Source organism: Peribacillus sp. Aquil_B1 (assembly GCF_022603275.1).
Lineage (GTDB): Bacteria > Bacillota > Bacilli > Bacillales > DSM-1321 > Peribacillus.
Genome location: NZ_JAKXEE010000001.1, coordinates 972,352 through 994,194 on the forward strand (window position 1 = coordinate 972,352; position 21,843 = coordinate 994,194).

A 21,843-nucleotide genomic window follows, 5' to 3' on the forward strand; every position below is an offset into this window, starting at 1 on the left:
CTTATTTAAACTTTCCTCAGTTTAAATGGACTGACCATAAGTAATGATAATATAATCATGAGGGATAAGAAAAAGACCGGATGGAAATACGGGATGGCGAGATAACTTAAGGTAGCGATGCAGCCCGCAACCGTAATTGGCACTCCTGTAAAATATCCATTGCTTTCACTTATATTGAAGCGGGCGAGACGAAATGCGCCACAGCCAATATAGAAAACGGTGAAGAGTGTGCCGGGTGCTCCGAATTCTATTAATATTCCTTGGTATAATAATAGAGCTGGTGCGACGCCAAAAGATATGATGTCACACATGGAATCAAGCTGCTTACCCAATTCTGATTCAATGTTGAACTTCCGTGCAACCATACCGTCAAAGCGATCTGCAAGGGCAGCCAGGAAGATTAAAAGCAGGCTTAAATTCAATTGGCCGTGCATCACGGCAATTATTGCAAATCCACCAAGGGATAAATTCATTAAAGTAAGTATATTTGCTGTTTGTGCTTTCACTTTTTTAATGGTTTGATCGAGGGCGTGTAATAAAAACATCTTTTCACTCCTTTCAAATGAAACAAATTAAAACAAAATATAGTAAACATAAGCATTTATTATATAATAATATTTTACTTAACACAATTTATGCAAGGGAATTTTAGAATAATTTTACAATTTGGAGTGGTTTTATTTGTTTCAGTCTTTATATCGCATTCTTATTGAACTGACGAATGGTCAGTATTCATCAGGATTATTAAAGCATTTTAGCCAATCTCGTTGGAGCAGGCCCTTAATTTTACTGTATGTAAAAACATTCAACCTTAATCAACAAGAATTTGGTAAGGAGTTAAAAGCTTATACCAATCTTCACGAGCTATTTACAAGGCAGTTAAAGGCGGACGCCAGGCCAATTACGGCAGTTCCTTCTGCGGTGGCTTGTCCTGTAGACGGTGTTCTCGAGGATTCAGGGGACATACGGGCTGATAAAAAGATCGTCGTTAAGGGAAAGGTATATTCAATGGAGGAAATGCTCGGGGATGAGCTTTTTTTGGAAAAGTACTTAGGCGGCAAATATCTCGTGTTATACTTAAGCCCGAGTCATTACCATAGGATCCATGCACCAATCAAGGGTTCCGTAGTCAAACGCTGGACCCTTGGAAGGAAATCGTACCCCGTCAATAAATGGGGGATGAAATATGGAAAAGAGCCTTTATCAAAAAATTATCGGACAGTGACTGAACTTCAAAATGAAGCGGGAAGTTTGGCGATGGTGAAAGTCGGGGCCATGTTCATAAATTCGATCGTCATTACAGATGAATCGGATGAATTGGAAAAAGGGCAGGAATTTTCTTATTTCAGCTTTGGGTCAACAGTGGTGCTTCTTTTTGAAAAAGGCAGTTTTGAACTTGAAGGAAACATATCCATTCCCGCAGATGTCCGTGTAGGTGAAACGATCGGTTTCATGAGGGCCGTCTAACTTCAATTGAAAATAAGAGGCTGACATTTAATGTCAGCCTATGTATTCCATATTAAAATATTGATCGGATTTTATGTGTCAGGGATCTTCGATGAATTTCCGTTTCTATGAGGCGGATGAAATCGGTACTCAACTTTAAATTCTGTGCTTTAAAATAGGATTCAAGCAACAGGTCATCAGATAGTTTTTGCATCAGAACGCCACTTACGGCTGCTCACCTCCAGTAGGGATTGCGAGGAATAATTTTGTGTTTACCTGCATATATTGATAAGTCTTCCTTGATGTACCCCTACTGTATCAGAAATAAACGTGGAGAACAATCGTTCTGTTATCCACAGTTGAAAGTGGATAACCTGTGGTTAAGTTGTTTACAAGGTGAATGAAATGGTGCACATCAGTATGGAAAATGTTAGTAAAGTTATCCACAGGTTGAACAAATGAAATTTTTGTCGAAATCTTTTATGAATAATTGGTTCTTTGGTTCTGGTCTGCCTGCAAATTTCCCATTATTTAATAAAAAATGCCTTTCCATATCTGAAAACATCCATTATGATGTTTCTTTACCGTCAGCCCTTCTTTCCTAATTTTTTTTGAAAGTGAGCTAAAAATTCGATATGATGGAAACGGTAAATTTTAATGAAAATATAGAGGTGTCAATATGCTTAAATTATTTTTGCCGAGTGAACATGTTAAAAGCATTTTTAATATAGATCCTCAAGAATTGAAAAAAAGAGGGATCAAGGGAGTCATTACCGATTTGGATAATACTCTCGTTGAATGGGACAGGCCAACTGCCACCCCCGATTTAATCAAATGGTTCGACAATTTGCGTGATCATGGGATTTTAGTGACGATCGTGTCCAATAATAATGAAAATCGGGTTCGAGCTTTTTCCGATCCGCTTCACATTCCGTTTATCTTCCAGGCCAGAAAACCGATGGTAAGAGCTTTCAATAAAGCCCGTAAGTCAATGGGATTGAAATTGGAAGAAACGGTGGTAATCGGCGATCAGTTATTGACGGATGTATTGGGAGGGAACAGAGGTGGGTTTCATACGATCTTAGTGCTCCCTGTAGCACAAACCGACGAATTCAGAACAAGGATCAATCGTTATTTTGAAAGAAAGATCATGGCGTTTTTTAAACGAAAAGGAATGATAGAATGGGAGGATCACAATTGAACAAACATCAAGAATTAGCGTGCATCGGCTGCGGTGTTAAGGTCCAGACTGAAGATCCGAAGGAGTTGGGCTATGCCCCTAAATCAGCCCTGGAAAAAGAGACGATCGTCTGTCAGCGCTGCTTTAAATTGAAACATTATAACGAAGTTCAGGATGTATCCTTAACAGACGATGACTTCTTGAAAATCTTGAATAAAGTAGGCGAAACCGACTCTTTAATCGTCAAAATCGTCGATATTTTTGATTTCAATGGAAGCTGGCTGCCTGGCCTTCATCGATTTGTAGGAAGAAATGATGTTCTTCTGATCGGTAATAAGGTCGATTTATTGCCTAAATCAGTAAAAACGAACAAGTTGATCAATTGGATGAAGCAATCGTCCAAGGAATTGGGTCTTAACCCGGTTGATGTCCTGCTTGTCAGTGCGGAAAAGGGAAAGCACATACTGGAAGCGGCTGATGCGATTGAGCGGTACCGTAAAGGTAAAGATGTCTACGTGGTGGGCTGTACGAATGTAGGTAAATCCACTTTCATCAACCGTCTTATAAAAGAATTGAGCGGTGAAGGCGATATCATCACGACTTCCCACTTCCCTGGGACTACCTTGGATATGATTGAAATTCCTTTGGATGATGAACAGGCATTGATCGATACACCAGGAATCATCAATCATCATCAAATGGCTCACTATGTGGACAAACGGGACTTCAAGGTGATTATGCCGAAAAAGGAAATCAAGCCGAGAGTTTACCAACTGAATGAAGGACAGACGCTATTTTTCGGAGGGTTGGCCCGACTGGACTATGTCTCAGGCGGAAGGCGTTCACTGACTTGCTACCTTTCCAATGAATTGAATATTCACCGTACGAAACTGGAAAATGCCAATGAATTGTATAAAAACCATGCCGGGGAATTATTGACGCCCCCACGGCCTGAACAAATTGAGGAGTTTCCGAAGCTGATTCCACATGAATTCTCCTTGAAAGATGGTAAAATGGATATTGTGTTTTCCGGTCTTGGCTGGGTGACGGTCAATGAGCCAGGAGCGAAAATCGTTGCACATGTTCCAAAGGGCGTCAATGTGATCGTTCGCAAATCATTAATCTAAATATAGGGGTCGTCTAGTCTATGAAAAAGATATATGGGGTAATGGGAGATCCAATTGCACATTCGATGTCACCAGACATTCATAATGATGCTTTTGAAAAAGAAAATATAGAAGCGGTTTATCATCATTTTCATGTGACACCTGAGCGTTTGAACGATGCCGTAAAAGGCATGAAAGCCCTTGGTATAGAAGGGTTTAACATCACGATTCCTCATAAGACTTCAATCATCCCTTTCCTTGATGAAGTGGATGAACTGGCCCTTGCAATCGGGGCTGTAAATACGGTTGTTAACAAAAATGGTCGGTTTATAGGGTATAATACAGACGGAAAAGGATTTTTCAAATCTTTATGCGATGAAATATCAGGTGACATCAAGGCTAAAAAAACGTTAGTGATCGGAGCGGGCGGTGCTGCGCGTGCGATTTATTTTACCCTCGTGAAAGAAGGGGTAAAGCAAGTTGATATTGCAAACCGGACAAAGGAAAGGGCGGCCCAGCTTGTTTCTGATTGCCCATATGATAAAGTATCGAAGGCACTCTCGATTATCGAAGCGGAAGAAAGCTTATCACAATATGATTTAATCATCCAAACGACTTCTTCTGGAATGAGTCCTGAATTGGATCATTCACCGGTAAAAGTCGACCAGCTTAAAACCGGCGCCATTGTCAGTGATATCATTTATAACCCTCTGCAAACCAAACTGCTGCGTGAAGCGGGGGAAAAAGGGGCGGAAACGCAAAATGGACTGGGGATGTTCATCAACCAGGCCGCGCTCGCTTTTGAGATATGGACAGGCATTATGCCGGATACAGCAAGAATGACAGATATTGTCTTGAACAAACTAGGAGGTAACACATGTTAACAGGTAAACAAAAAAGATTTTTACGATCAAAGGCCCACCATCTCAATCCAATTTTTCAAGTTGGTAAAGGCGGCGTCAATGATAATCTCATCAAGCAAATTGGTGAGGCGCTTGAAGTACGTGAATTAATCAAGGTCAGCATCCTGCAAAACTGTGAAGAGGACCGCGATGATGTGGGATTTTCTTTATCAAAGGGTGCACGGGCGGAATTGGTTCAGATTATCGGCAACACAATTGTGCTGTATAAAGAATCAAAAGAAAACAAACAACTTAAATTACCTTAAGGAACCTATCTATGAAAAAAATTGGAATTCTTGGCGGTACATTCAATCCTCCGCATATTGGGCATTTGATTATAGCGAATGAAGTGCTTGATGCCCTTGAGCTAGATGAAATCAGGTTCATGCCAAATCACGTTCCTCCACATAAGGAAAAATCGGAGGAAGTAACCGATATGGACAGGCTGGCTATGTTGGAAAACGCGATAGCCGGAAACCCATCTTTTTATATTGAGGGTATTGAAATAGAAAGAAAAGGCACATCTTATACGTATGACACAATAAAATTGCTGAAAGAGCTTGAGCCAACCAATGAGTTCTATTTCATAATTGGCGCAGACATGATTGAGTACTTACCGAATTGGCACCGTATCGACGAGCTGGTGCATATGGTGAATTTCGTCGGGGTGAAGCGCCCTGGATATAATGAAAAGACCTTATACCCAATCACGATGGTGAAAGTCCCCCAGATGTTCATTTCGTCCTCCATGATACGAAGGAAGTTAAGAACGGGGAAAACCGTGAAATATTTAATAGCAGATCCAGTGGTGAAGTATATTAAAGGGAATGGTTTATATGAATCGTGAGAAAGCATTGGCGCTGGTCAAAGAACAAATCACTGAGCGCAGGTACATTCATACCTTGGGTGTGGTCGAGTCAGCGATTGAACTTGCTGAACGGTATGGTGCCGACGTAAAAAAAGCGGAACTGGCAGCCATTTTCCACGATTATGCAAAGTTCCGTCCAAAAGAGGAAATGGAGCAAATAATAATCGCTGAAAAAATGGACCCGGCGTTACTTGAATACAATATGGAGCTATGGCACGCGCCTGTCGGGGCTTATTTGGTGAAAAAGGAAGCAGGCATTCAGGACGCTGAAATCTTGGATGCGATTGCCTATCACACGTCTGGCAGGGTTGGCATGAGCCTTTTGGATAAAGTCGTATACCTTGCCGACTATATTGAGCCGGGACGTTCTTTTCCCGGTGTCGAAGAAGTCAGGCAGACGGCAAAGCAAAACTTGGATCATGCTGTCATCCAGGCTTTAAGGAATACAGTTGTTTTTTTAATGAAAAGAAATCAGGCAATTTACCCTGACACATTTAAGACATATAATGATTTGATCATGAATTTGAAGGAGAAGATGTAATGACTGAACGTGAACTTCTTGTAATTGCAGCAAAAGCGGCGGATGATAAAAGAGCGGAGGATATCGTGGCATTGAACATGCAAGGTATTTCCCTTGTAGCGGATTACTTTTTGATCTGCCACGGTAATTCTGAAAAACAAGTACAAGCAATAGCTCGTGAAATGAAGAGCAAGGCTGATGAATCAGGAATCAATGTAAAACGTCTTGAAGGTTTTGACGAGGCGAAATGGGTGCTTGTGGATCTTGGCGATGTAGTGGCCCATATTTTCCATAAAGATGAAAGAAACTACTATAACCTTGAACGTTTATGGGGAGATGCACCCTTTGAAGATCTAGAGAGTGAACTGACTACATGACTTATGAACGCTTTGCCTATGTATACGATGAATTGATGAAGGACGCACCTTATGAAAAATGGCTGATGGTCCTTACGGCGAAGCTGGAACAGTATGGAATTGACGGGAGGAAGGTCCTGGATTTAGCGTGTGGAACCGGGGAAATGACCGTTGAATTGGCGCAACATGGATTCGAAGTCACCGGCGTGGACTTATCTGATGAAATGCTTCTTGTTGCCAATGAAAAGGCGGTTAAGCTTGGATTATCAATTCCGCTTTTCCAGCAGAATATGGCAGAACTCGAGGGACTTGGCCAATTTGATTGTGTCACGATTTTTTGTGATTCGCTGAACTACCTTCGCGATGAGGAGGATATAGTCAAGACGTTCATCCGGGTTCATGAGCATTTGAAGAATGGCGGATTATTCTTGTTTGATATCCATTCTATTTATAAAATGGAAGAAATCTTTCGCGATAATACGTTTGCTGTCAACGGCGAAGAAGTATCCTATATATGGGACTGCTTTCCAGGTGCTGAGCCTTACAGCGTTGAGCATGATTTAAGTTTTTTCGTAAGGGACGATGAAAGCGGACTGTATGACCGTTTTGATGAGTTGCATTATCAACGGACCTATCCGGTTGAACAATATAAAAAGTGGTTGGAGCAAGCAGGTTTTACGGTTTCTGAAATTCTGGCGGATCTTGAAGAAGCGCCGCTCGTAACGGAAACCGAAAGAATCTTGTTTGTAGCCAGTAAATAATAAAGAGGTCAAGAATCCCCGTTCGTACAACATCCTGTACGAGTGGAGGTCTGACCTCTTATTTTTTTATTTTAAGAAGGAAATGAGATATACATTACGAATATTAATAAGGATGGCCGAACTGCTTTTCAACTTCGTCTAGGTCCTCTGCAAACTTTTCATGTGTTGCTTGAAAAAGATGATGGAACATTTCCCCTGTTTCAGCTTCTAAAACCTTGATTCCCTCACCCGTTATTCCACCCTTTACACAAACCTTTTCCTGCAAGGTCGGCAATGTATAAACCCCTTTTCCAAGCAGTTCCCCTAAGCCAACCAGCATATTCTCAGTCAAAGTCGTAGCCGTTTCTTTATCAATCTTCGTCGTTTGGCAGGCCGCGTCAATAAAAGCTTGTGCTAAATAGCTGAAGAAGGCAGGACCGCAGCTGACGATATCGGAAGCTACCCGGGTGATATCATTTTCAATGATGACCGGTGCCGATATGGCGGAGGCCAAATCATATAGAGCTGACACTTTCTCCTTGCTGCAGCTCTTGCTGAAACTCAGTAACGATACCCCTGAACCGACACGGTTCGTTATGCTCGGTATAAAACGGGCACAGGGGGCATTCACTGCCGATTCAAGCTGGGAGACTGAAAGCGGGCTTGTGATGGAAATGACCAGCTGATCCCTTTTTATATGATGTTTGATGCCTTGTAATAGGCTGTTAATTTGTAATGGTTTTACACAGAGAAAGATAAAGTCGGCTTGTTGGACGATTTCGGCTGCGCTTTCCGCAACCTTGATGCCAGGGTGTTTTTCTTTTAGCACCAATGCTTTGGAAAGCGTGCGATTTGTAATGACTAGATCTGCCGGCTTCAATATTTTTGCCTCCAGCCATGCCTCGATTAAAATGGTCCCCATATTTCCTGTTCCGATAACACCAATTTTCTTCAATTCCGATCAACTCCTCTCACTTAAGCGATTGATTCTCCTAAAAACACTATGTATTTTTAATCTGTCCTATGACAATGTGTCGTGCGAAATACAACAAGGAGGCAAAGAAATGGATGAAATTTTAAAAAGGAAAATGACGAAGATTGCCGTTGCGGTGGCATTTGTTGCAGCAGGCATTTACTTTTTTTTGCAACAAGGAGAGGGTCCGGCGGATACGGAAGATATATTTTCCCTTTCTGAAAAAGAGGCTGAAATCGAAAAAAGTGAAATTGAAACGGCTGCCGAACCTTTGATCATTAAAGTAGACGTTAAAGGAGCGGTCAAGTCCCCAGGCATTTTTACTGCACAGGCGGGTGACCGGGTGATTGATTTAATTTCGGCTGCAGGCAGTTTTACGGACAAGGCCGATAAAAATAAAGTGAATTTTGCCCAAATCGTCGAAGACCAAATGGTCATTTATGTTCCGGAAATAGGTGAAGAAGTCATGGGGAACTTGGAGAATATACAAGTCGGTTCGTCTGGTGATGCTGCCGCTAAGGGGGCGTCAGGAGGACTGGTGAACTTGAATGCAGCTACACAGGAAGATTTGGAAACCTTGACGGGAATTGGACCATCCAAAGCGAATGCGATCCTGGAATACAGGGAAACGGTAGGGAAATTCAAGGAGGTCGATGAATTGAAGAAGGTTACGGGAATCGGCGATAAAACGTTTGAAAGGTTACGGGATTCCATTTCCGTGAAATGAATGATTGAATAGGCTACACAAATGGACAGGAAGAGGGTAAAATTGAAGAAAATCATTCTAGTGGTAAGGGGATACAACATGAACAGAATTAGTTGGGATCAATATTTCATGGCGCAAAGCCATTTATTAGCCTTAAGAAGCACATGTACACGCCTCACTGTAGGGGCGACCATCGTCAGGGACAACAGAATCATTGCGGGAGGATATAATGGGTCCATTGCTGGAGGGACACACTGTATTGATGACGGCTGTTATGTAATTGATAATCATTGTGTCAGAACGATACATGCAGAAATGAATGCACTTTTACAATGTGCGAAATTTGGGGTGCCTACTGATGGGGCAGAAATATATGTGACGCATTTTCCGTGTCTTCAGTGCTGTAAATCACTCATCCAAGCTGGCATAAAGGCTGTTTATTATGCGGAAGATTACAAAAATCATCCATATGCCCTTGAATTATTTAAACAGGCTGGCGTCAAGACCGAGAAGGTTGAAGCAAAAGGGGCCATCGATGTTAATGGAAAACAAAAAAAGGACTTTGTATTCTCGTTGTTAGCTCAACTTGAACGAACAGGCATGGAAAAAGAAGTTGTATCGGAACTGGAAAAGCAGGCCAATCAGATTTTTGAAAATTAAATAGGACAGGGGGCAGGCATGGCTCGACACCTTATCTTATTAGCCGTTTCGGCCACATTTGGTGTTACGGCCCATTCTTTTATAAATGTAAGGCTGCTGATCATCATCCTTATTTTTCTCTGTTTCCTTTATTTTTCTTTAGGATTAAGTGTGAAGGCCCTTAGTTTTCATTTGGTGATCATGGGGATGTTTTTAGGGGCCGCCTCCTTCTCGGACCACCGTAACAAAACTGCCTATCATGGAACGGAAAGCCAATTTATCATCACATTTACCGACCAACCGAATATAGATGGAAATTCATTAAAAGGATTCATTGGCAGTGAGAAAGGCGAACGGTTGGTGCTTCGTTATAAAATCACGACCGAATTGGAACAGGAAAAGCTGGGTCAGTTTCTGCGAATCGGTTTATCTTGTCCGGCTGAAGGGACATTGCAAATTCCCGAGAAAAACAGGAATGAAAACAGTTTCGATTACCAGCGTTATCTTTACCGCCAAGGCACCCATTGGATATTAAAAGCCGATTCCATTTCATTTGAAGAATGCAAAAAGCCTGGTAACTCGATTCCAGTTTCGATTCGTAATTGGCGCCTGAAGGGGATTACGTATATTAGAGAACACTTTCCTGAAGAATCGAGCGGTTTTGTCACAGCGCTCATATTCGGTGACCAGACATATATAGATGAAGGGGACCTTACTAATTATCAGCGGTTGGGGTTGGTTCATTTACTGGCGATTTCCGGTCTTCATGTCAGTTTTTTAACGGGGCTGTTATTTTACATCGGCATCAGGATCGGGGTTACACGGGAAAGAATGATGATGGCCATCATACTCTTCCTTCCGGTTTACATGTTACTTTCAGGTGCCAGTCCATCAGTCGTGAGATCCTGTTTAATGGCTATGCTTTTCTTTCTACTCCTGCTATTCAAGAAGCGGATCTCGGCGGGTGCCGCAATCGGATCGGCTTATATGGCACTTTTGTTTTTTCGGCCTAATATCCTCTATGATATAGGTTTTCAGCTTTCATTCGCGGTCACATTCTCCATTATCATGTCTTCAAGCATCTTCTTGCAATATCCGAAGAAATCGATGCAGCTGTTCATCCTCAGTTCCATCTGCCAACTGGCAGCCCTTCCGATTTTGCTTTTTCATTTTTTTGAAGTATCTTTACTTGGCGTGTTTCTGAACGTATTGTATGTTCCGCTTTATTCCATCATATTGCTGCCATTTTCGCTGATTTCCCTCTTCATTCATTTATTACTGCCTTCCTTTGGTCAACCTCTCATATCATTATTGAATTTCACCTTCGTACTCTGCAACAAAGCCGCAGATGCAGCAGCGGAATTGCCGCTGGCCTCCATTCCGTTTGGAAAACCACCTTTCATCATGATGCTATTACTTGTTATTTCGCTTTTAGGATTATACCTGACTTGGGAAGTATCCTTTGAAAAAAGTAAAATCTGGTGCGGAATAATAATTGTCCTTTTACTTTTGCAATATAACTTACAAAGGTTCTCGCCTTTTGGTGAAGTGCAAATCATCGACGTTGGGCAAGGTGATTCTATTTTAATTATCCTGCCTTTCAACCGCGGTAACTATTTGATTGATACGGGTGGGCAAATTACATTTCCAATCGACACGTGGGCAGAAAAGCGAAAGAAGTTCAACACCGCGGATGATATCATTATTCCATTATTGAAAAGTAAGGGAATCCACCAATTGGACAAACTGATTTTAACCCATCCTGACGCAGATCATATGGGAAGTGCAAAAGAATTAATAGAAAATTTTAAAGTTGGAGAGATCATCATTGGAGGCTGGAGTGAAGAGCAATACAGGAATATGGATTTTGTGACTATGGCAAGAGATAAAAAAATGAAAATGACTGTCGTGAAAAGGGGGGACCATTGGGTGGCGGGCGGAGCGCCGTTTGCTGTGCTAAGTCCATATGAGAAAGAAGAAAATAAGAATGATTCATCCATAGTTCTATTCACGGAGCTTGGGGGATTGTCATGGTTATTGACCGGCGATATGGGAGAAGAAGGGGAAAGTGAACTTTTGAGAACATTTCCGAAGTTGCAGGCGGATATCTTGAAGGTCGGTCACCATGGCAGCAAAACTTCTTCCTCCACGCCCTTCCTTGAACAGCTGCAGCCGAAAGCGGCGCTTATTTCAGTAGGAAAAGATAATGGCTACGGTCACCCTCATCGAGACGTAATTGGGAATCTGGATATAAATGGCATAAGGGTGTTCAGGACGGACGAGGATGGTTCTATTATTTACAAGTATTACAAAAGCAGTGGAACCTTTCGGAAGACTCTCCCATAGTATGTAGAAAATCAAAAAGAAAGAGACTGCAGCGGCAGCCTCCATCAGGAAAAATAAGTGCATGTAGTAAATGAAATCAGGATCCGACAGCTTTAATGACGACAGCTATGGTGAACATGGCAGCGAAAAATACAAAAGAACCGATGAAACCTATAGCGGAATCAGCGACGTCATCTGTCTTTGATTGAACATTCTTTTCGAATTCGTTCATTGTTTACCCCTCCTATTTCTGCTAATAGTATAAAACATTACCAAAAAAAAATCTACAGGCTTCATTCCTTCATTTCCTTTACTGACAAGAGTTGTCACAAATAGTTTGGGATTTTGAGGCCAAAATAACAGTACAAACAAAGCAAGCGAAATAGAAAAGCTCAATTTTTGTTCTACATGAATACTCTACCCGCTTTCAAGGGAGATTACCCGGGCCTTTCTTGAAAGTGTTCATATAGATCCGGAATTAGCCCTTTTAAAGGGCTAGTTCCCTTTATAGCTTGTCAAATGGTCCATCCACCTATACCATTAGAGAAGAATACATAGTAAAGAGGCGGATTCTATTGGTATTAGACATTTGGAAAAGTATAAAAAAAGGGCAATTCGCGCCGGTATACTTGTTATATGGGTCGGAAGCCTATCTAATTAATGAAACGAAGCAGCTATTGATCGAGAATGTCCTTCACGAGGATGAGATGGATTTTAACTTTTCTCAATTTGATTTAGAAGAGACGCCTGTTGAAACTGCACTTGAAGATGTCGAAACCCTCCCGTTCATCGGGGAAAGGCGCCTTGTTTTCATGCAAAACCCATTTTTCTTGACAGCGGAAAAAACGAAATCAAGAGTTGAACATAATGTGAAAAGACTGGAAGCATATTTGGCTGACCCGGTTCCTTATTCAATTGTCGTATTGACCGCACCTTATGAGAAACTGGATGAACGGAAAAAGATCACCAAGGAACTGAAGCGTAAGGCGGTTCTCGTTGAAGCGAAGAAGCTAGGTGATCATGAGTTAAAAGGGTGGGTGAAGGAGAGGGTCGAAGCTTCTTCAGTCCAAATAGATGAGCAGGCTACAGAGCTTTTACTTGAACTTGCAGGAACGAATCTTATGATGCTTACGAATGAATTGGATAAAATGGTGCTTTATGTAGAAGCTGATAAACACATTACGGTCGAGGTAGTGGAAAAGCTGGTTGCTAAATCCCTTGAACAGAATATCTTCACGCTTGTTGATCATGTGTTACAGCGAAAGATGGAGAGTGCGATGACGATACTGCACGATCTTCTCAGGCAGAATGAAGAGCCGATCAAAATCTTGAGCGTCATGGCGGGTCAGGTCAGGCTCATGTATCAAGTGAAGGAGCTTTCCCGCCAGGGCTATAGCCAGCAAAAAATTGCAGGTCAGCTGAAGGTGCACCCTTATAGGGTAAAGCTGGCGCTTGAAAAGACGGGGAGATTCCAGGAACGCGAGCTGTTGAGCATCATCAACGACTTAGCGGAAGCGGATTATAAAATGAAGACCGGCCAAGCCGATAAGGCAATCACACTTGAGCTGTTGCTTTTAAAAATAAGATGATAAAAAGGTGGCAGATATCCTGTCACCTTTTTTATGCAAAAAACGGCACAAAAAAAACGATCCGGTTGGATCGTTTAATTTTTTGTCATTATGCGTTAAGAGCGTTAAGTCTTTTCGCTAAACGAGATTTTTTACGGGCTGCCGCATTTTTATGGATTAATCCTTTAGATGCAGCTTTGTCTAATTTCACAGCAGCTGTTAAAAGAGCTTCTTTAGCAGCTTCAACGTTTTCACCAGCTAATGCAACTTCAGCATTTTTCACTGTAGTACGCATAGTTGATCTAACAGTAATGTTATGAACGCGTTTTTTGTCGTTGATTTTTACACGTTTAATAGCAGATTTAATGTTTGGCATTCCGTTCACCTCCTACAAAGAAATCGAGATTATATGAACTCGACTTTTCAAATCCATATCAAATAGCACAAGTGATATTCTATCAGACTGCTCATAAATATGCAATACTTCAGATTGAGAATCGAAAAGGAATTATAATTTCGGGAATAAATTCATCTCGTCATCACTCATTGTACCAAAAAAATGAATAATAAAAAAGCAAAAACGACAGAATGTTTAAGAGAGACTATTGAAAATACTAGATTAGATTCAATTCAAACATCAGGAGGCCGTTATGGAAAATAATTTGGACCTTAGTGAATACGGAATTCGTACAGATTTGGCGATTGAAGCAAAGGAAATTGCCCTTGAACATAAAGGTGTTGTAGAGGAAGTGGATGTATCCCGTATTGAAGGGGTCATTATTAAGGAAAAAGAAGTGGATGATCTGAAGGTATCCTTGGTCGAAGTCACGGCAGAGGGTGAAAAAGAAATCGGGAAGAAGCAGGGCAGCTATTTGACCATTGAAGTGCAGGGGATCCGCCAGCAGGATACGGATACGCAGCAACGGGTGGAAAAGGTGTTCGCCAACGAACTGGCTTCCTTTTTGAAGCGGAATAAAATCACCAAAGAAAGCAGTTGTTTGGTTGTCGGTCTTGGTAATTGGAATGTGACTCCCGATGCTCTTGGGCCTGCAGTCGTTGAGAACCTTGTGGTCACAAGACATTTGTTTGAATTGCAGCCGGAGTCCGTCAAGGAAGGCTATCGGCCGGTCAGTGCGATTTCCCCCGGGGTGATGGGGATTACGGGAATCGAGACGAGTGACATCATAAAAGGAGTCATCGAAAAAAGTAATCCTGATTTCTTGATCGTCGTTGACGCATTGGCTGCCCGTTCGATCGAACGAGTGAATTCGACGATTCAAATAACGGATACAGGCATCCATCCTGGGTCTGGTGTTGGGAATAAACGAAAAGAATTGAGCCAGGCTACACTGGGAGTTCCTGTTATAGCGATTGGTATACCTACCGTCGTGGATGCCGTATCAATTGCCAGCGATACGATCGATTATATTTTGAAGCACTTTGGCAAAGAACTGAATGAAGGGGACAGACCATCACGTTCGTTAGCGCCCGCTGGATTCAGTTTTGGAAAGCGCACAAAGCTGACCGAAGAGGATATGCCAGGTGAAAAGGAGCGTCAAACCTTCTTGGGAATGATAGGTGTCCTCCCTGATGAAGAGAAACGGAAATTGATTTATGAGGTACTGTCACCGCTTGGTCAAAATTTAATGGTTACACCGAAAGAAGTCGATGTTTTCATTGAGGATATGGCCAATTTAATAGCCAATGGGTTAAATGCAGCCTTGCATCATTCAATAAACCAAGATAATACCGGCTACTATACCCGTTAAATCATTTTTAGTGCCCAAAAATGGTGTTCTACCCTTTCTAGCAAAGTCATAAGTATTAATAGACAAGCTATAGAGAGGGTGGAAGGATGAAAAGAAGAAATTCCCCAGGAATCATAACAGCCGTTCACGGATCAACAATAATAAAAACTTTTCTAGGTATTCTCGCCTTGCTTCTTTTTGTTTTTTCAGTCAGTGGGGTCATGACTTCCCTAAGACCGGAGTATCGGATATCTTCTAATTCCGTACATACTGTAGCCAACCAATTCTCGGGAAAAATGCTGTTCTCGATGCTGGCCAATGAAAACCATTACCTTTTTAATGCCCTGCCGGAAGGTAAGCAGGAATCGATGATCACGAATCAATTGATAAAAGTTTCGACCAACATTTCGCTGGAGGACCCGCGAAGCTTACTTGGCAGGGAACTTCCTGGCTTTTCGATTTTTGATAATGAGATCCTCGTTGCCGGGGAAGGAACGAATTATACGAATATGCCATACGAATCCTCGCCGCCAGTCGACGTCCTGAATGAAGAAAGGGATGCATCCCTGCAAAACCTGGATGAGATTGAAGAACCGGAAACAGGAGTGGCCGATCAGCCGAAACAAACGACAAATGGACGGAAAGTGGTCGAGATATACCATAGCCATAACCGGGAGTCATATCTTCCATATTTAAAAGGAGTGACTAACCCGGATCTAGCCTATCATTCGAAAATCAATATTACGAAACTGGGGGAACGGATGGTTGAAGATATGGCCGCTAAGGGGATCGGTTCCTCGCTCGATAAAACGGATATCATGGGAAATCTGAATAATAAAGGATTGAATTATGCCAAATCCTATCAAGAATCACGAAAATCCGTCCAGACGGCATTGGCCAATAACAAAGATTTAGAATATATCATTGATATCCATCGTGATTCTAAACGAAAAAAACATACGACCATTAACATTAACGGTAAAGAGTATGCCAAGATTGCCTTCGTGGTTGGGGGCAATAACCCGAACTTCGAAAAAAATGCAGCGCTTGCCAATAAGCTTCATAAAGCTTTGGAGAAAAAATACCCTGGCATTTCACGAGGGGTTATGAAACAAGGCGGAGCGGGACATAATGGAGTATACAATCAGGATTTGTCAGGCAATGCCATGCTGTTGGAAATTGGCGGTGTTGATAATACTTTCGAGGAAATGTACTTGACCGTTGATGCCTTTACCGATGTTTTCAGTGAATTTTACTGGGATGCCAAAGCAGTGGATAACCCGACCGGGGATTCGGAAGCGCGGTAATTTGAAAGGAGTTCTCTTATCATGGTTCGATTTTGGTTGAAATGCACAGGGATTGTGCTCGTATTATTTTTAGGTGTTCTAATCGGGATGCAGCAAGCGAACGACGGGATGAAAAAAATGAAGGGGTATGAAGATCCCTCTTTGAATAGTGCATTCATTATTAACCAATCGGACCAAGGGGAGATGGAAGCGGATATCCTTGGCGAAAAAGTAACGAGTCATGATTTGGAGACGAAAAAAGAAAAGCTTGAAGAAATGAAGTCTTTCAACTTTTTCTCATCGATCGGCAAGACGCTTGGAGAGACCATATCAGGTGCCTTTCAAGCACTTATTGATATGATTTAGGTGTGAAATATGCTGTGTACCCTGCCAAAAGGCTGCATCCGAATCCGGAATGCAGCCTTTTTTTATCCGTTGCCCTGCAATGATGCTTCTTTTGTAACTATTCTGTTGAATCTTGCATTTTCTATTGATATAATAAAAAATAGTGTATTGTGTCGACAAGTGGGAGTGAACGTCATGAATAGAGAAGAAAAATTAAAAAGACAATCAAAAATTCGTAACTTTTCCATCATCGCTCATATTGATCATGGTAAATCTACATTGGCGGATCGTATCATTGAAAAAACGAACGCCATGACTCAGCGTGAAATGAAGAGTCAGCTGTTGGATTCCATGGATTTAGAGCGTGAGCGTGGAATTACGATTAAATTGAATGCGATTCAATTGAAATATAACGCGAAAGATGGAGAAGAATATATCTTCCATCTTATTGATACACCGGGACATGTCGATTTTACGTATGAAGTGTCACGAAGCCTTGCAGCTTGTGAAGGAGCTGTCCTTGTTGTCGATGCGGCACAAGGTATTGAGGCCCAAACGCTTGCAAACGTTTATTTAGCATTGGACAACAACCTGGAAATCATTCCGGTCATCAATAAAATTGATTTGCCGAGTGCAGATCCGGAACGGGTGCGTGGAGAAATCGAGGAAGTGATCGGGTTGGATGCTTCCGATGCAGTCTTGGCTTCGGCTAAAGCGGGAATCGGAATCGAGGAGATTCTGGAACAGGTCGTTGAATTGGTTCCAGCTCCTCAAGGTGATCCGGATGCTCCTTTCAAGGCGCTTATTTTCGATTCACTGTTTGATGCGTACCGCGGTGTAGTTGCCTATATCCGTGTTGTTGAGGGTTCCGTTAAAGTCGGCGACAAAATCAAAATGATGTCCACTGGCAAGGAATTCGATGTTACCGAATTGGGTGTCTTCAACCCTAAGACCCAGCTGTTGGATGAACTGAACGTAGGTGATGTAGGTTTCCTTACGGCATCCATTAAAAACGTTGGCGATACGACTGTTGGTGATACGATTACAAGTGCCGTGAATAGTGCGACAGAACCATTGCCGGGTTACCGGAAGATGAATCCGATGGTATATTGCGGTTTATACCCAATTGACGCATCGAAATTCAATGATTTACGTGATGCGTTGGAGAAATTGGAATTGAACGATTCAGCGCTGCAGTTCGAGGCGGAATCCTCGCAAGCATTGGGCTTCGGTTTCCGTTGCGGATTCCTTGGACTTCTTCATATGGAAATTATCCAAGAGCGGATTGAACGTGAATTCAAAATCGATCTAATCACCACAGCCCCGAGTGTTATTTATGATGTGGTCCAAACGGATGGAACGGTCCTGAAAGTGGATAACCCGTCTAATATGCCTGATGCTCAAAAGATCGAACGGGTCGAGGAGCCATATGTCAAAGCAACGATGATGGCACCTACGGAGTTTGTCGGGGCAATCATGGAAATTTGTCAAAATAAACGCGGAAACTTCATTGATATGGAATATATCGATGAGACCCGTGTTAGCATTCATTACGAAATACCATTATCGGAAATCGTGTATGATTTCTTCGATCAATTGAAATCCAATACAAGAGGCTATGCTTCATTCGATTACGAGCTGATCGGCTATAAACCGTCCAAGCTTGTGAAAATGGATATCTTGCTGAATGCTGAAACTGTCGATGCTTTAAGTTTCATCGTTCATAAGGACTTTGCTTATGAGCGCGGAAAAGTCATCGTTGAAAAATTGAAGAAATTGATTCCAAGACAACAATTTGAAGTGCCGATCCAAGCAGCAATCGGGCAAAAAATCATCGCCCGTTCTTCAATTAGTGCAATGCGCAAAAACGTGTTGGCTAAATGTTACGGCGGCGATATTTCCCGTAAACGTAAGTTGCTCGAAAAACAGAAAGAAGGTAAAAAGCGGATGAAACAGGTAGGTTCCGTTGAAGTTCCGCAAGAAGCTTTCATGGCTGTTTTGAAAATGGATGATACGACACCAAAGAAATAAATAAAATAAACGATAGATAGTAAAAAGAGGGTAGAGGAAATCTAGCCTCTTTTTCTATCGACTCATTCGATTAAAAGGTTGTGAACACAATGATTAAAAGCGCCTACCTCCATATCCCATTTTGTGAACATATTTGTCACTATTGTGATTTCAATAAAGTATTTTTGCAGGGACAGCCGGTCGAAGAATATTTACAGATGATGAAAAGGGAAATGGTGATGCAGCTTTCCAAATATCCGACTGCAGGTTTGGATACGGTTTTCGTCGGTGGAGGGACACCGACCTCTCTGGATGAAAAGCAGCTTGCATTCTTATGTGAAGCGATCAATGAAACCCTGCCCTTTGATCCTAAAAAGGCTGAATATACATTCGAAGCCAATCCAGGGGATCTTTCGAGGGAAAAACTGGAGATACTTTATGATTCTGGAGTCAATAGACTTAGCTTTGGTGTGCAAAGCTTCAATGATGAATTGTTAAAACGAATTGGCCGGACCCACCGGGCTCTAGAAGTATATGAAACGATTCATTTGGCTCAAGAGGTTGGCTTTACAAATATCAGCATCGACTTGATTTATGGATTGCCGGGCCAAACGATGGAAGATTTCAAGGATACGCTGGATAAAGCGATTGCCCTTCAATTGCCGCACTATTCCAGTTACTCATTGATCGTTGAGCCGAAGACGGTTTTTTATAACCAGATGAGAAGGGGTAAATTGAACCTGCCGCCTCAGGAGCTCGAGGCTTCGATGTATGAGAAACTGATGGAAGAGATGGAGAAGCACGGTCTGCACCAATATGAAATCAGTAATTTTGCCCGAACTGGGTTTGAAAGCAGGCACAACCTGACATATTGGGATAATGTGGAGTATTATGGGATTGGTGCCGGTGCACATGGCTATACTGGAGGTAAAAGGGTGGCCAATCATGGTCCTGTGAAGAAATATATCACGCCATTGCTGGCGAACGAGCTGCCAGTATTGGAAGAACACCCAGTACCGCTTCATGAACGGATGGAAGAGGAGATGTTTTTGGGGCTTCGGAAAACGGAAGGAGTCTCATTGGAAATCTTCAAGAATAAATTTTTTGTTGAAATGACGGAGATTTTCAGGAAACCGCTCGAAGAAGGAACGGCAAAGGGTCTGCTTAAGGTGGAAGGCGGGTTCGTACGCTTGACTGAGCGGGGCAAACTGCTTGGAAATGAAGTGTTCCAATCATTTTTGGGCGTTATTGATCCCGATTGAAGGAAATCCAAGTTATTTTAACGGTGAATTAGCGGTTTTCATTGTTGACATCATAAGCTTCATTTGATAATTTATTAGTATATTAGCACTCGATGAGATAGAGTGCTAACAGAGGTGATCATACATGCTAACTGATCGTCAATTATTGATTCTACAAGTGATAATCGAGGATTTCATCCATTCTGCCCAACCAGTCGGGTCACGAAGCTTGTCGAAGAAAGATGAAATTACGTTCAGCTCTGCCACAATTCGTAACGAAATGTCCGATCTTGAAGAAATGGGGTTTTTAGAAAAAACCCATACCTCTTCCGGTAGGATCCCTTCTGAAAAAGGGTATAGATATTATGTGGATCATTTACTTTCTCCTCAAGCTCCGAAAAAGAATGAAGTGAAGATATTAAAGTCCGTTTTTGTAGAACGAATTTATGAATTGGAAAAGATCGTTCAGAAGTCAGCGAAGATACTTTCGGAACTGACGAATTATACGGCGATTGTACTGGGGCCAAAAGTGAATGAGCATAAGCTGAAAAAAATCCAGATCATTCCTTTGAGTCCTGAAACGGCAATAGCCATCATCATTACCGATACAGGTCATGTGGAAAATCGTATGATTTCCTTACCGCCGTCTTTTGATATAAACGAAATTGAAAAGATGGTGAACATATTGAATTCCCGTTTGGTCGATGTTCCGCTAGTTGATCTAAAGGATAAGATCTATAAGGAAGTGGCAGTTCTATTGAGCCGCCACATTCATAACTATGGATCGATGGTCTCGATCCTTGCGGAGACACTGACGGACACAAAGCCCGAAAAAATATTTTTCGGCGGGAAAACGAATATGCTGAGGCAGCCGGAGTTCCATGATATTGCTAAAGTAAGCACGCTTTTATCGATGATTGAGCAGGAACAGGGATTTTATGAGCTGATCACTCAAAATCCATCGGGCATCCACGTCAAGATCGGCCGTGAAAATCAAAACACAGTGCTCGATGACTGCAGTTTGATTACGGCAACCTACTCAATCGGGCAGGAGCAAGTGGGCACATTGGCCATATTGGGTCCAACGAGAATGGAATATTCGAGAGTGATCAGTTTGCTTTCGTTTTTCTCCAAAGATTTAACGGCCCTGATGACAAAACTGTATCAAAAATAGTAGCAAAGGTAATATTGTTAAGGTGGCGGAGGAGTATATTCCGCGGCCTGGCATATTACTTTAGCATAAATTGTAAAACCCTTTTAGGGAGGTGAGATTGTGACAGAAAATAAAAACGAAGAACAAACATTGGAAAATGAAACAATCGAGGAAAGCGCTGCAGAAGCAGTTTTCGCTGAAGAAGAAATTCCAGCGGAAGAAAACCAAGGTCCGGTTGAAAAAGATGAACTTCAATTGGCTCATGAAAAGATTGCTGAACTTGAGGCAAAAATCGAGGAAATGGATAACCGTTATCTTCGTCTGCAGGCCGATTTTGATAATTCAAGACGCCGTGCCAAGCTTGATATGGAGGCGGCTCAAAAATATAGAGTTCAAAGCATTGCCAGTGATTTAGTGGAGGCTCTCGATAATTTTGAAAGAGCTACAAAAATCGAAGCTGAAAATGAACAGACGAAATCTTTGCTATCCGGCATGGAAATGGTCTATAAAGCGATTACTGATGCATTGTCTAAAGAAGGCATCGAACCGATCAGTTCAGTTGGCGAAGAGTTCGATCCGCGTTTGCATCAAGCGGTCATGCAAGTTCAAGATGAAAACTTCGGTTCGAACATTGTCGTCGAGGAGTTCCAAAAAGGATACCTTCTTAAAGACCGTGTGATTCGACCTGCAATGGTAAAAGTGAACGAATAGGATTTTTACATATAAATAAT

At 42.0% G+C, this 21,843-nt stretch carries 25 protein-coding genes; 20 read left to right on the forward strand and 5 right to left on the reverse strand.

Annotation, left to right across the window (positions count from 1 at the left end; genetic code table 11):
- Positions 1 to 5: 5 nt before the first annotated feature.
- Entirely contained in the window at positions 6 to 545 is a 540-nt protein-coding gene (gene pssA, locus MPH60_RS04795; RefSeq protein WP_241589861.1) for a CDP-diacylglycerol--serine O-phosphatidyltransferase, read from the reverse strand.
- Between the two features lie 136 nt (positions 546 to 681).
- On the opposite strand from pssA, the gene MPH60_RS04800 reads away from it, so the two are divergent.
- Positions 682 to 1,467: a phosphatidylserine decarboxylase gene (locus MPH60_RS04800; RefSeq protein ID WP_241589860.1), complete on the forward strand. Its 786-nt coding sequence runs from the start codon at positions 682 to 684 to the stop codon at positions 1,465 to 1,467.
- A 52-nt stretch (positions 1,468 to 1,519) separates the two neighbouring features.
- Here MPH60_RS04800 and MPH60_RS04805 read toward each other — a convergent pair whose 3' ends face one another.
- A complete protein-coding gene (locus MPH60_RS04805; RefSeq protein ID WP_034311351.1) occupies positions 1,520 to 1,660 on the reverse strand; it encodes a sporulation histidine kinase inhibitor Sda in 141 nt (46 codons plus the stop codon).
- Between the two features lie 465 nt (positions 1,661 to 2,125).
- Here MPH60_RS04805 and MPH60_RS04810 point away from each other — a divergent pair, with 465 nt between their 5' ends.
- Genes MPH60_RS04810 through MPH60_RS04845 form a run of 8 tightly spaced genes read left to right on the forward strand, consistent with a single transcriptional unit; the run spans position 2,126 to position 7,139 of the window.
- On the forward strand, positions 2,126 to 2,647 hold the full coding sequence (locus MPH60_RS04810) for a YqeG family HAD IIIA-type phosphatase (RefSeq protein WP_101222627.1): 522 nt from the start codon (positions 2,126 to 2,128) through the stop codon (positions 2,645 to 2,647).
- Positions 2,644 to 3,753, forward strand: a complete 1,110-nt coding sequence (gene yqeH / locus MPH60_RS04815) for a ribosome biogenesis GTPase YqeH (RefSeq protein WP_405389378.1) — start codon at positions 2,644 to 2,646, stop codon at positions 3,751 to 3,753. Before MPH60_RS04810 ends, yqeH begins: the two co-directional genes overlap by 4 nt.
- A gap of 20 nt (positions 3,754 to 3,773) precedes the next feature.
- Positions 3,774 to 4,616 carry a shikimate dehydrogenase gene (gene aroE / locus MPH60_RS04820; protein WP_241589858.1) on the forward strand — a complete coding sequence of 281 codons (843 nt, stop codon included), beginning with the start codon at positions 3,774 to 3,776 and terminating at the stop codon, positions 4,614 to 4,616.
- Positions 4,610 to 4,900 carry a ribosome assembly RNA-binding protein YhbY gene (gene yhbY / locus MPH60_RS04825; protein ID WP_241589857.1) on the forward strand — a complete coding sequence of 97 codons (291 nt, stop codon included), beginning with the start codon at positions 4,610 to 4,612 and terminating at the stop codon, positions 4,898 to 4,900. Before aroE ends, yhbY begins: the two co-directional genes overlap by 7 nt.
- A gap of 11 nt (positions 4,901 to 4,911) precedes the next feature.
- Complete coding sequence (locus MPH60_RS04830; protein WP_241589856.1) at positions 4,912 to 5,481, forward strand: nicotinate-nucleotide adenylyltransferase; 570 nt, start codon at positions 4,912 to 4,914, stop codon at positions 5,479 to 5,481.
- The gene (yqeK, locus tag MPH60_RS04835; protein ID WP_241589855.1) at positions 5,471 to 6,043 is read left to right on the forward strand and encodes a bis(5'-nucleosyl)-tetraphosphatase (symmetrical) YqeK; all 573 of its coding nucleotides are present in this window, start codon (positions 5,471 to 5,473) and stop codon (positions 6,041 to 6,043) included. Before MPH60_RS04830 ends, yqeK begins: the two co-directional genes overlap by 11 nt.
- Positions 6,043 to 6,399 carry a ribosome silencing factor gene (gene rsfS, locus MPH60_RS04840; protein ID WP_101222622.1) on the forward strand — a complete coding sequence of 119 codons (357 nt, stop codon included), beginning with the start codon at positions 6,043 to 6,045 and terminating at the stop codon, positions 6,397 to 6,399. Before yqeK ends, rsfS begins: the two co-directional genes overlap by 1 nt.
- Positions 6,396 to 7,139 carry a class I SAM-dependent DNA methyltransferase gene (locus MPH60_RS04845; RefSeq protein ID WP_241589854.1) on the forward strand — a complete coding sequence of 248 codons (744 nt, stop codon included), beginning with the start codon at positions 6,396 to 6,398 and terminating at the stop codon, positions 7,137 to 7,139. The genes rsfS and MPH60_RS04845 overlap by 4 nt, the downstream gene beginning before the upstream one ends.
- Positions 7,140 to 7,242: 103 nt before the next feature.
- Here MPH60_RS04845 and comER read toward each other — a convergent pair whose 3' ends face one another.
- A complete protein-coding gene (gene comER / locus MPH60_RS04850; RefSeq protein ID WP_272492802.1) occupies positions 7,243 to 8,073 on the reverse strand; it encodes a late competence protein ComER in 831 nt (276 codons plus the stop codon).
- 109 nt (positions 8,074 to 8,182) lie between these two features.
- Here comER and MPH60_RS04855 point away from each other — a divergent pair, with 109 nt between their 5' ends.
- From MPH60_RS04855 to MPH60_RS04865, 3 genes are all read left to right on the forward strand, one after another.
- Positions 8,183 to 8,818 carry a helix-hairpin-helix domain-containing protein gene (locus MPH60_RS04855; RefSeq protein ID WP_241589853.1) on the forward strand — a complete coding sequence of 212 codons (636 nt, stop codon included), beginning with the start codon at positions 8,183 to 8,185 and terminating at the stop codon, positions 8,816 to 8,818.
- A gap of 78 nt (positions 8,819 to 8,896) precedes the next feature.
- Positions 8,897 to 9,457 (forward strand): ComE operon protein 2, encoded by a 561-nt coding sequence (locus MPH60_RS04860; protein ID WP_241589852.1) that lies wholly within the window; start codon positions 8,897 to 8,899, stop codon positions 9,455 to 9,457.
- A gap of 18 nt (positions 9,458 to 9,475) precedes the next feature.
- Entirely contained in the window at positions 9,476 to 11,782 is a 2,307-nt protein-coding gene (locus MPH60_RS04865; protein WP_241589851.1) for a DNA internalization-related competence protein ComEC/Rec2, read from the forward strand.
- A gap of 76 nt (positions 11,783 to 11,858) precedes the next feature.
- On the opposite strand, the gene MPH60_RS04870 is transcribed toward MPH60_RS04865, so the two are convergent.
- Positions 11,859 to 11,993, reverse strand: coding sequence for a YqzM family protein (locus tag MPH60_RS04870; protein ID WP_034308559.1), 135 nt, complete (start codon positions 11,991 to 11,993; stop codon positions 11,859 to 11,861).
- Between the two features lie 343 nt (positions 11,994 to 12,336).
- On the opposite strand from MPH60_RS04870, the gene holA reads away from it, so the two are divergent.
- Positions 12,337 to 13,350 (forward strand): DNA polymerase III subunit delta, encoded by a 1,014-nt coding sequence (gene holA / locus MPH60_RS04875; protein WP_241589850.1) that lies wholly within the window; start codon positions 12,337 to 12,339, stop codon positions 13,348 to 13,350.
- Positions 13,351 to 13,438: 88 nt separating this feature from the next.
- Here the strand turns inward: holA and rpsT are convergent, their stop codons facing one another.
- Positions 13,439 to 13,705 (reverse strand): 30S ribosomal protein S20, encoded by a 267-nt coding sequence (gene rpsT, locus MPH60_RS04880; RefSeq protein WP_034308554.1) that lies wholly within the window; start codon positions 13,703 to 13,705, stop codon positions 13,439 to 13,441.
- A 274-nt stretch (positions 13,706 to 13,979) separates the two neighbouring features.
- Between rpsT and gpr the strand changes: the two genes are divergently transcribed.
- The 7 genes from gpr (at position 13,980) to grpE (ending at position 21,823) form a co-directional block, all read left to right on the forward strand.
- Complete coding sequence (gene gpr, locus MPH60_RS04885) at positions 13,980 to 15,098, forward strand: GPR endopeptidase (protein ID WP_241589849.1); 1,119 nt, start codon at positions 13,980 to 13,982, stop codon at positions 15,096 to 15,098.
- A gap of 86 nt (positions 15,099 to 15,184) precedes the next feature.
- Positions 15,185 to 16,384 carry a stage II sporulation protein P gene (gene spoIIP, locus MPH60_RS04890; protein WP_241589848.1) on the forward strand — a complete coding sequence of 400 codons (1,200 nt, stop codon included), beginning with the start codon at positions 15,185 to 15,187 and terminating at the stop codon, positions 16,382 to 16,384.
- Positions 16,385 to 16,405: 21 nt separating this feature from the next.
- Positions 16,406 to 16,729, forward strand: a complete 324-nt coding sequence (locus tag MPH60_RS04895) for a YqxA family protein (protein WP_241589847.1) — start codon at positions 16,406 to 16,408, stop codon at positions 16,727 to 16,729.
- 174 nt (positions 16,730 to 16,903) lie between these two features.
- Entirely contained in the window at positions 16,904 to 18,739 is a 1,836-nt protein-coding gene (gene lepA, locus MPH60_RS04900) for a translation elongation factor 4 (RefSeq protein ID WP_241589846.1), read from the forward strand.
- 89 nt (positions 18,740 to 18,828) lie between these two features.
- Positions 18,829 to 19,980, forward strand: coding sequence for a radical SAM family heme chaperone HemW (gene hemW, locus MPH60_RS04905; protein WP_241589845.1), 1,152 nt, complete (start codon positions 18,829 to 18,831; stop codon positions 19,978 to 19,980).
- 124 nt (positions 19,981 to 20,104) lie between these two features.
- Entirely contained in the window at positions 20,105 to 21,133 is a 1,029-nt protein-coding gene (gene hrcA, locus MPH60_RS04910) for a heat-inducible transcriptional repressor HrcA (RefSeq protein WP_034308538.1), read from the forward strand.
- A 99-nt stretch (positions 21,134 to 21,232) separates the two neighbouring features.
- Positions 21,233 to 21,823 carry a nucleotide exchange factor GrpE gene (gene grpE, locus MPH60_RS04915; protein WP_336275385.1) on the forward strand — a complete coding sequence of 197 codons (591 nt, stop codon included), beginning with the start codon at positions 21,233 to 21,235 and terminating at the stop codon, positions 21,821 to 21,823.
- Positions 21,824 to 21,843 lie beyond the last annotated feature (20 nt).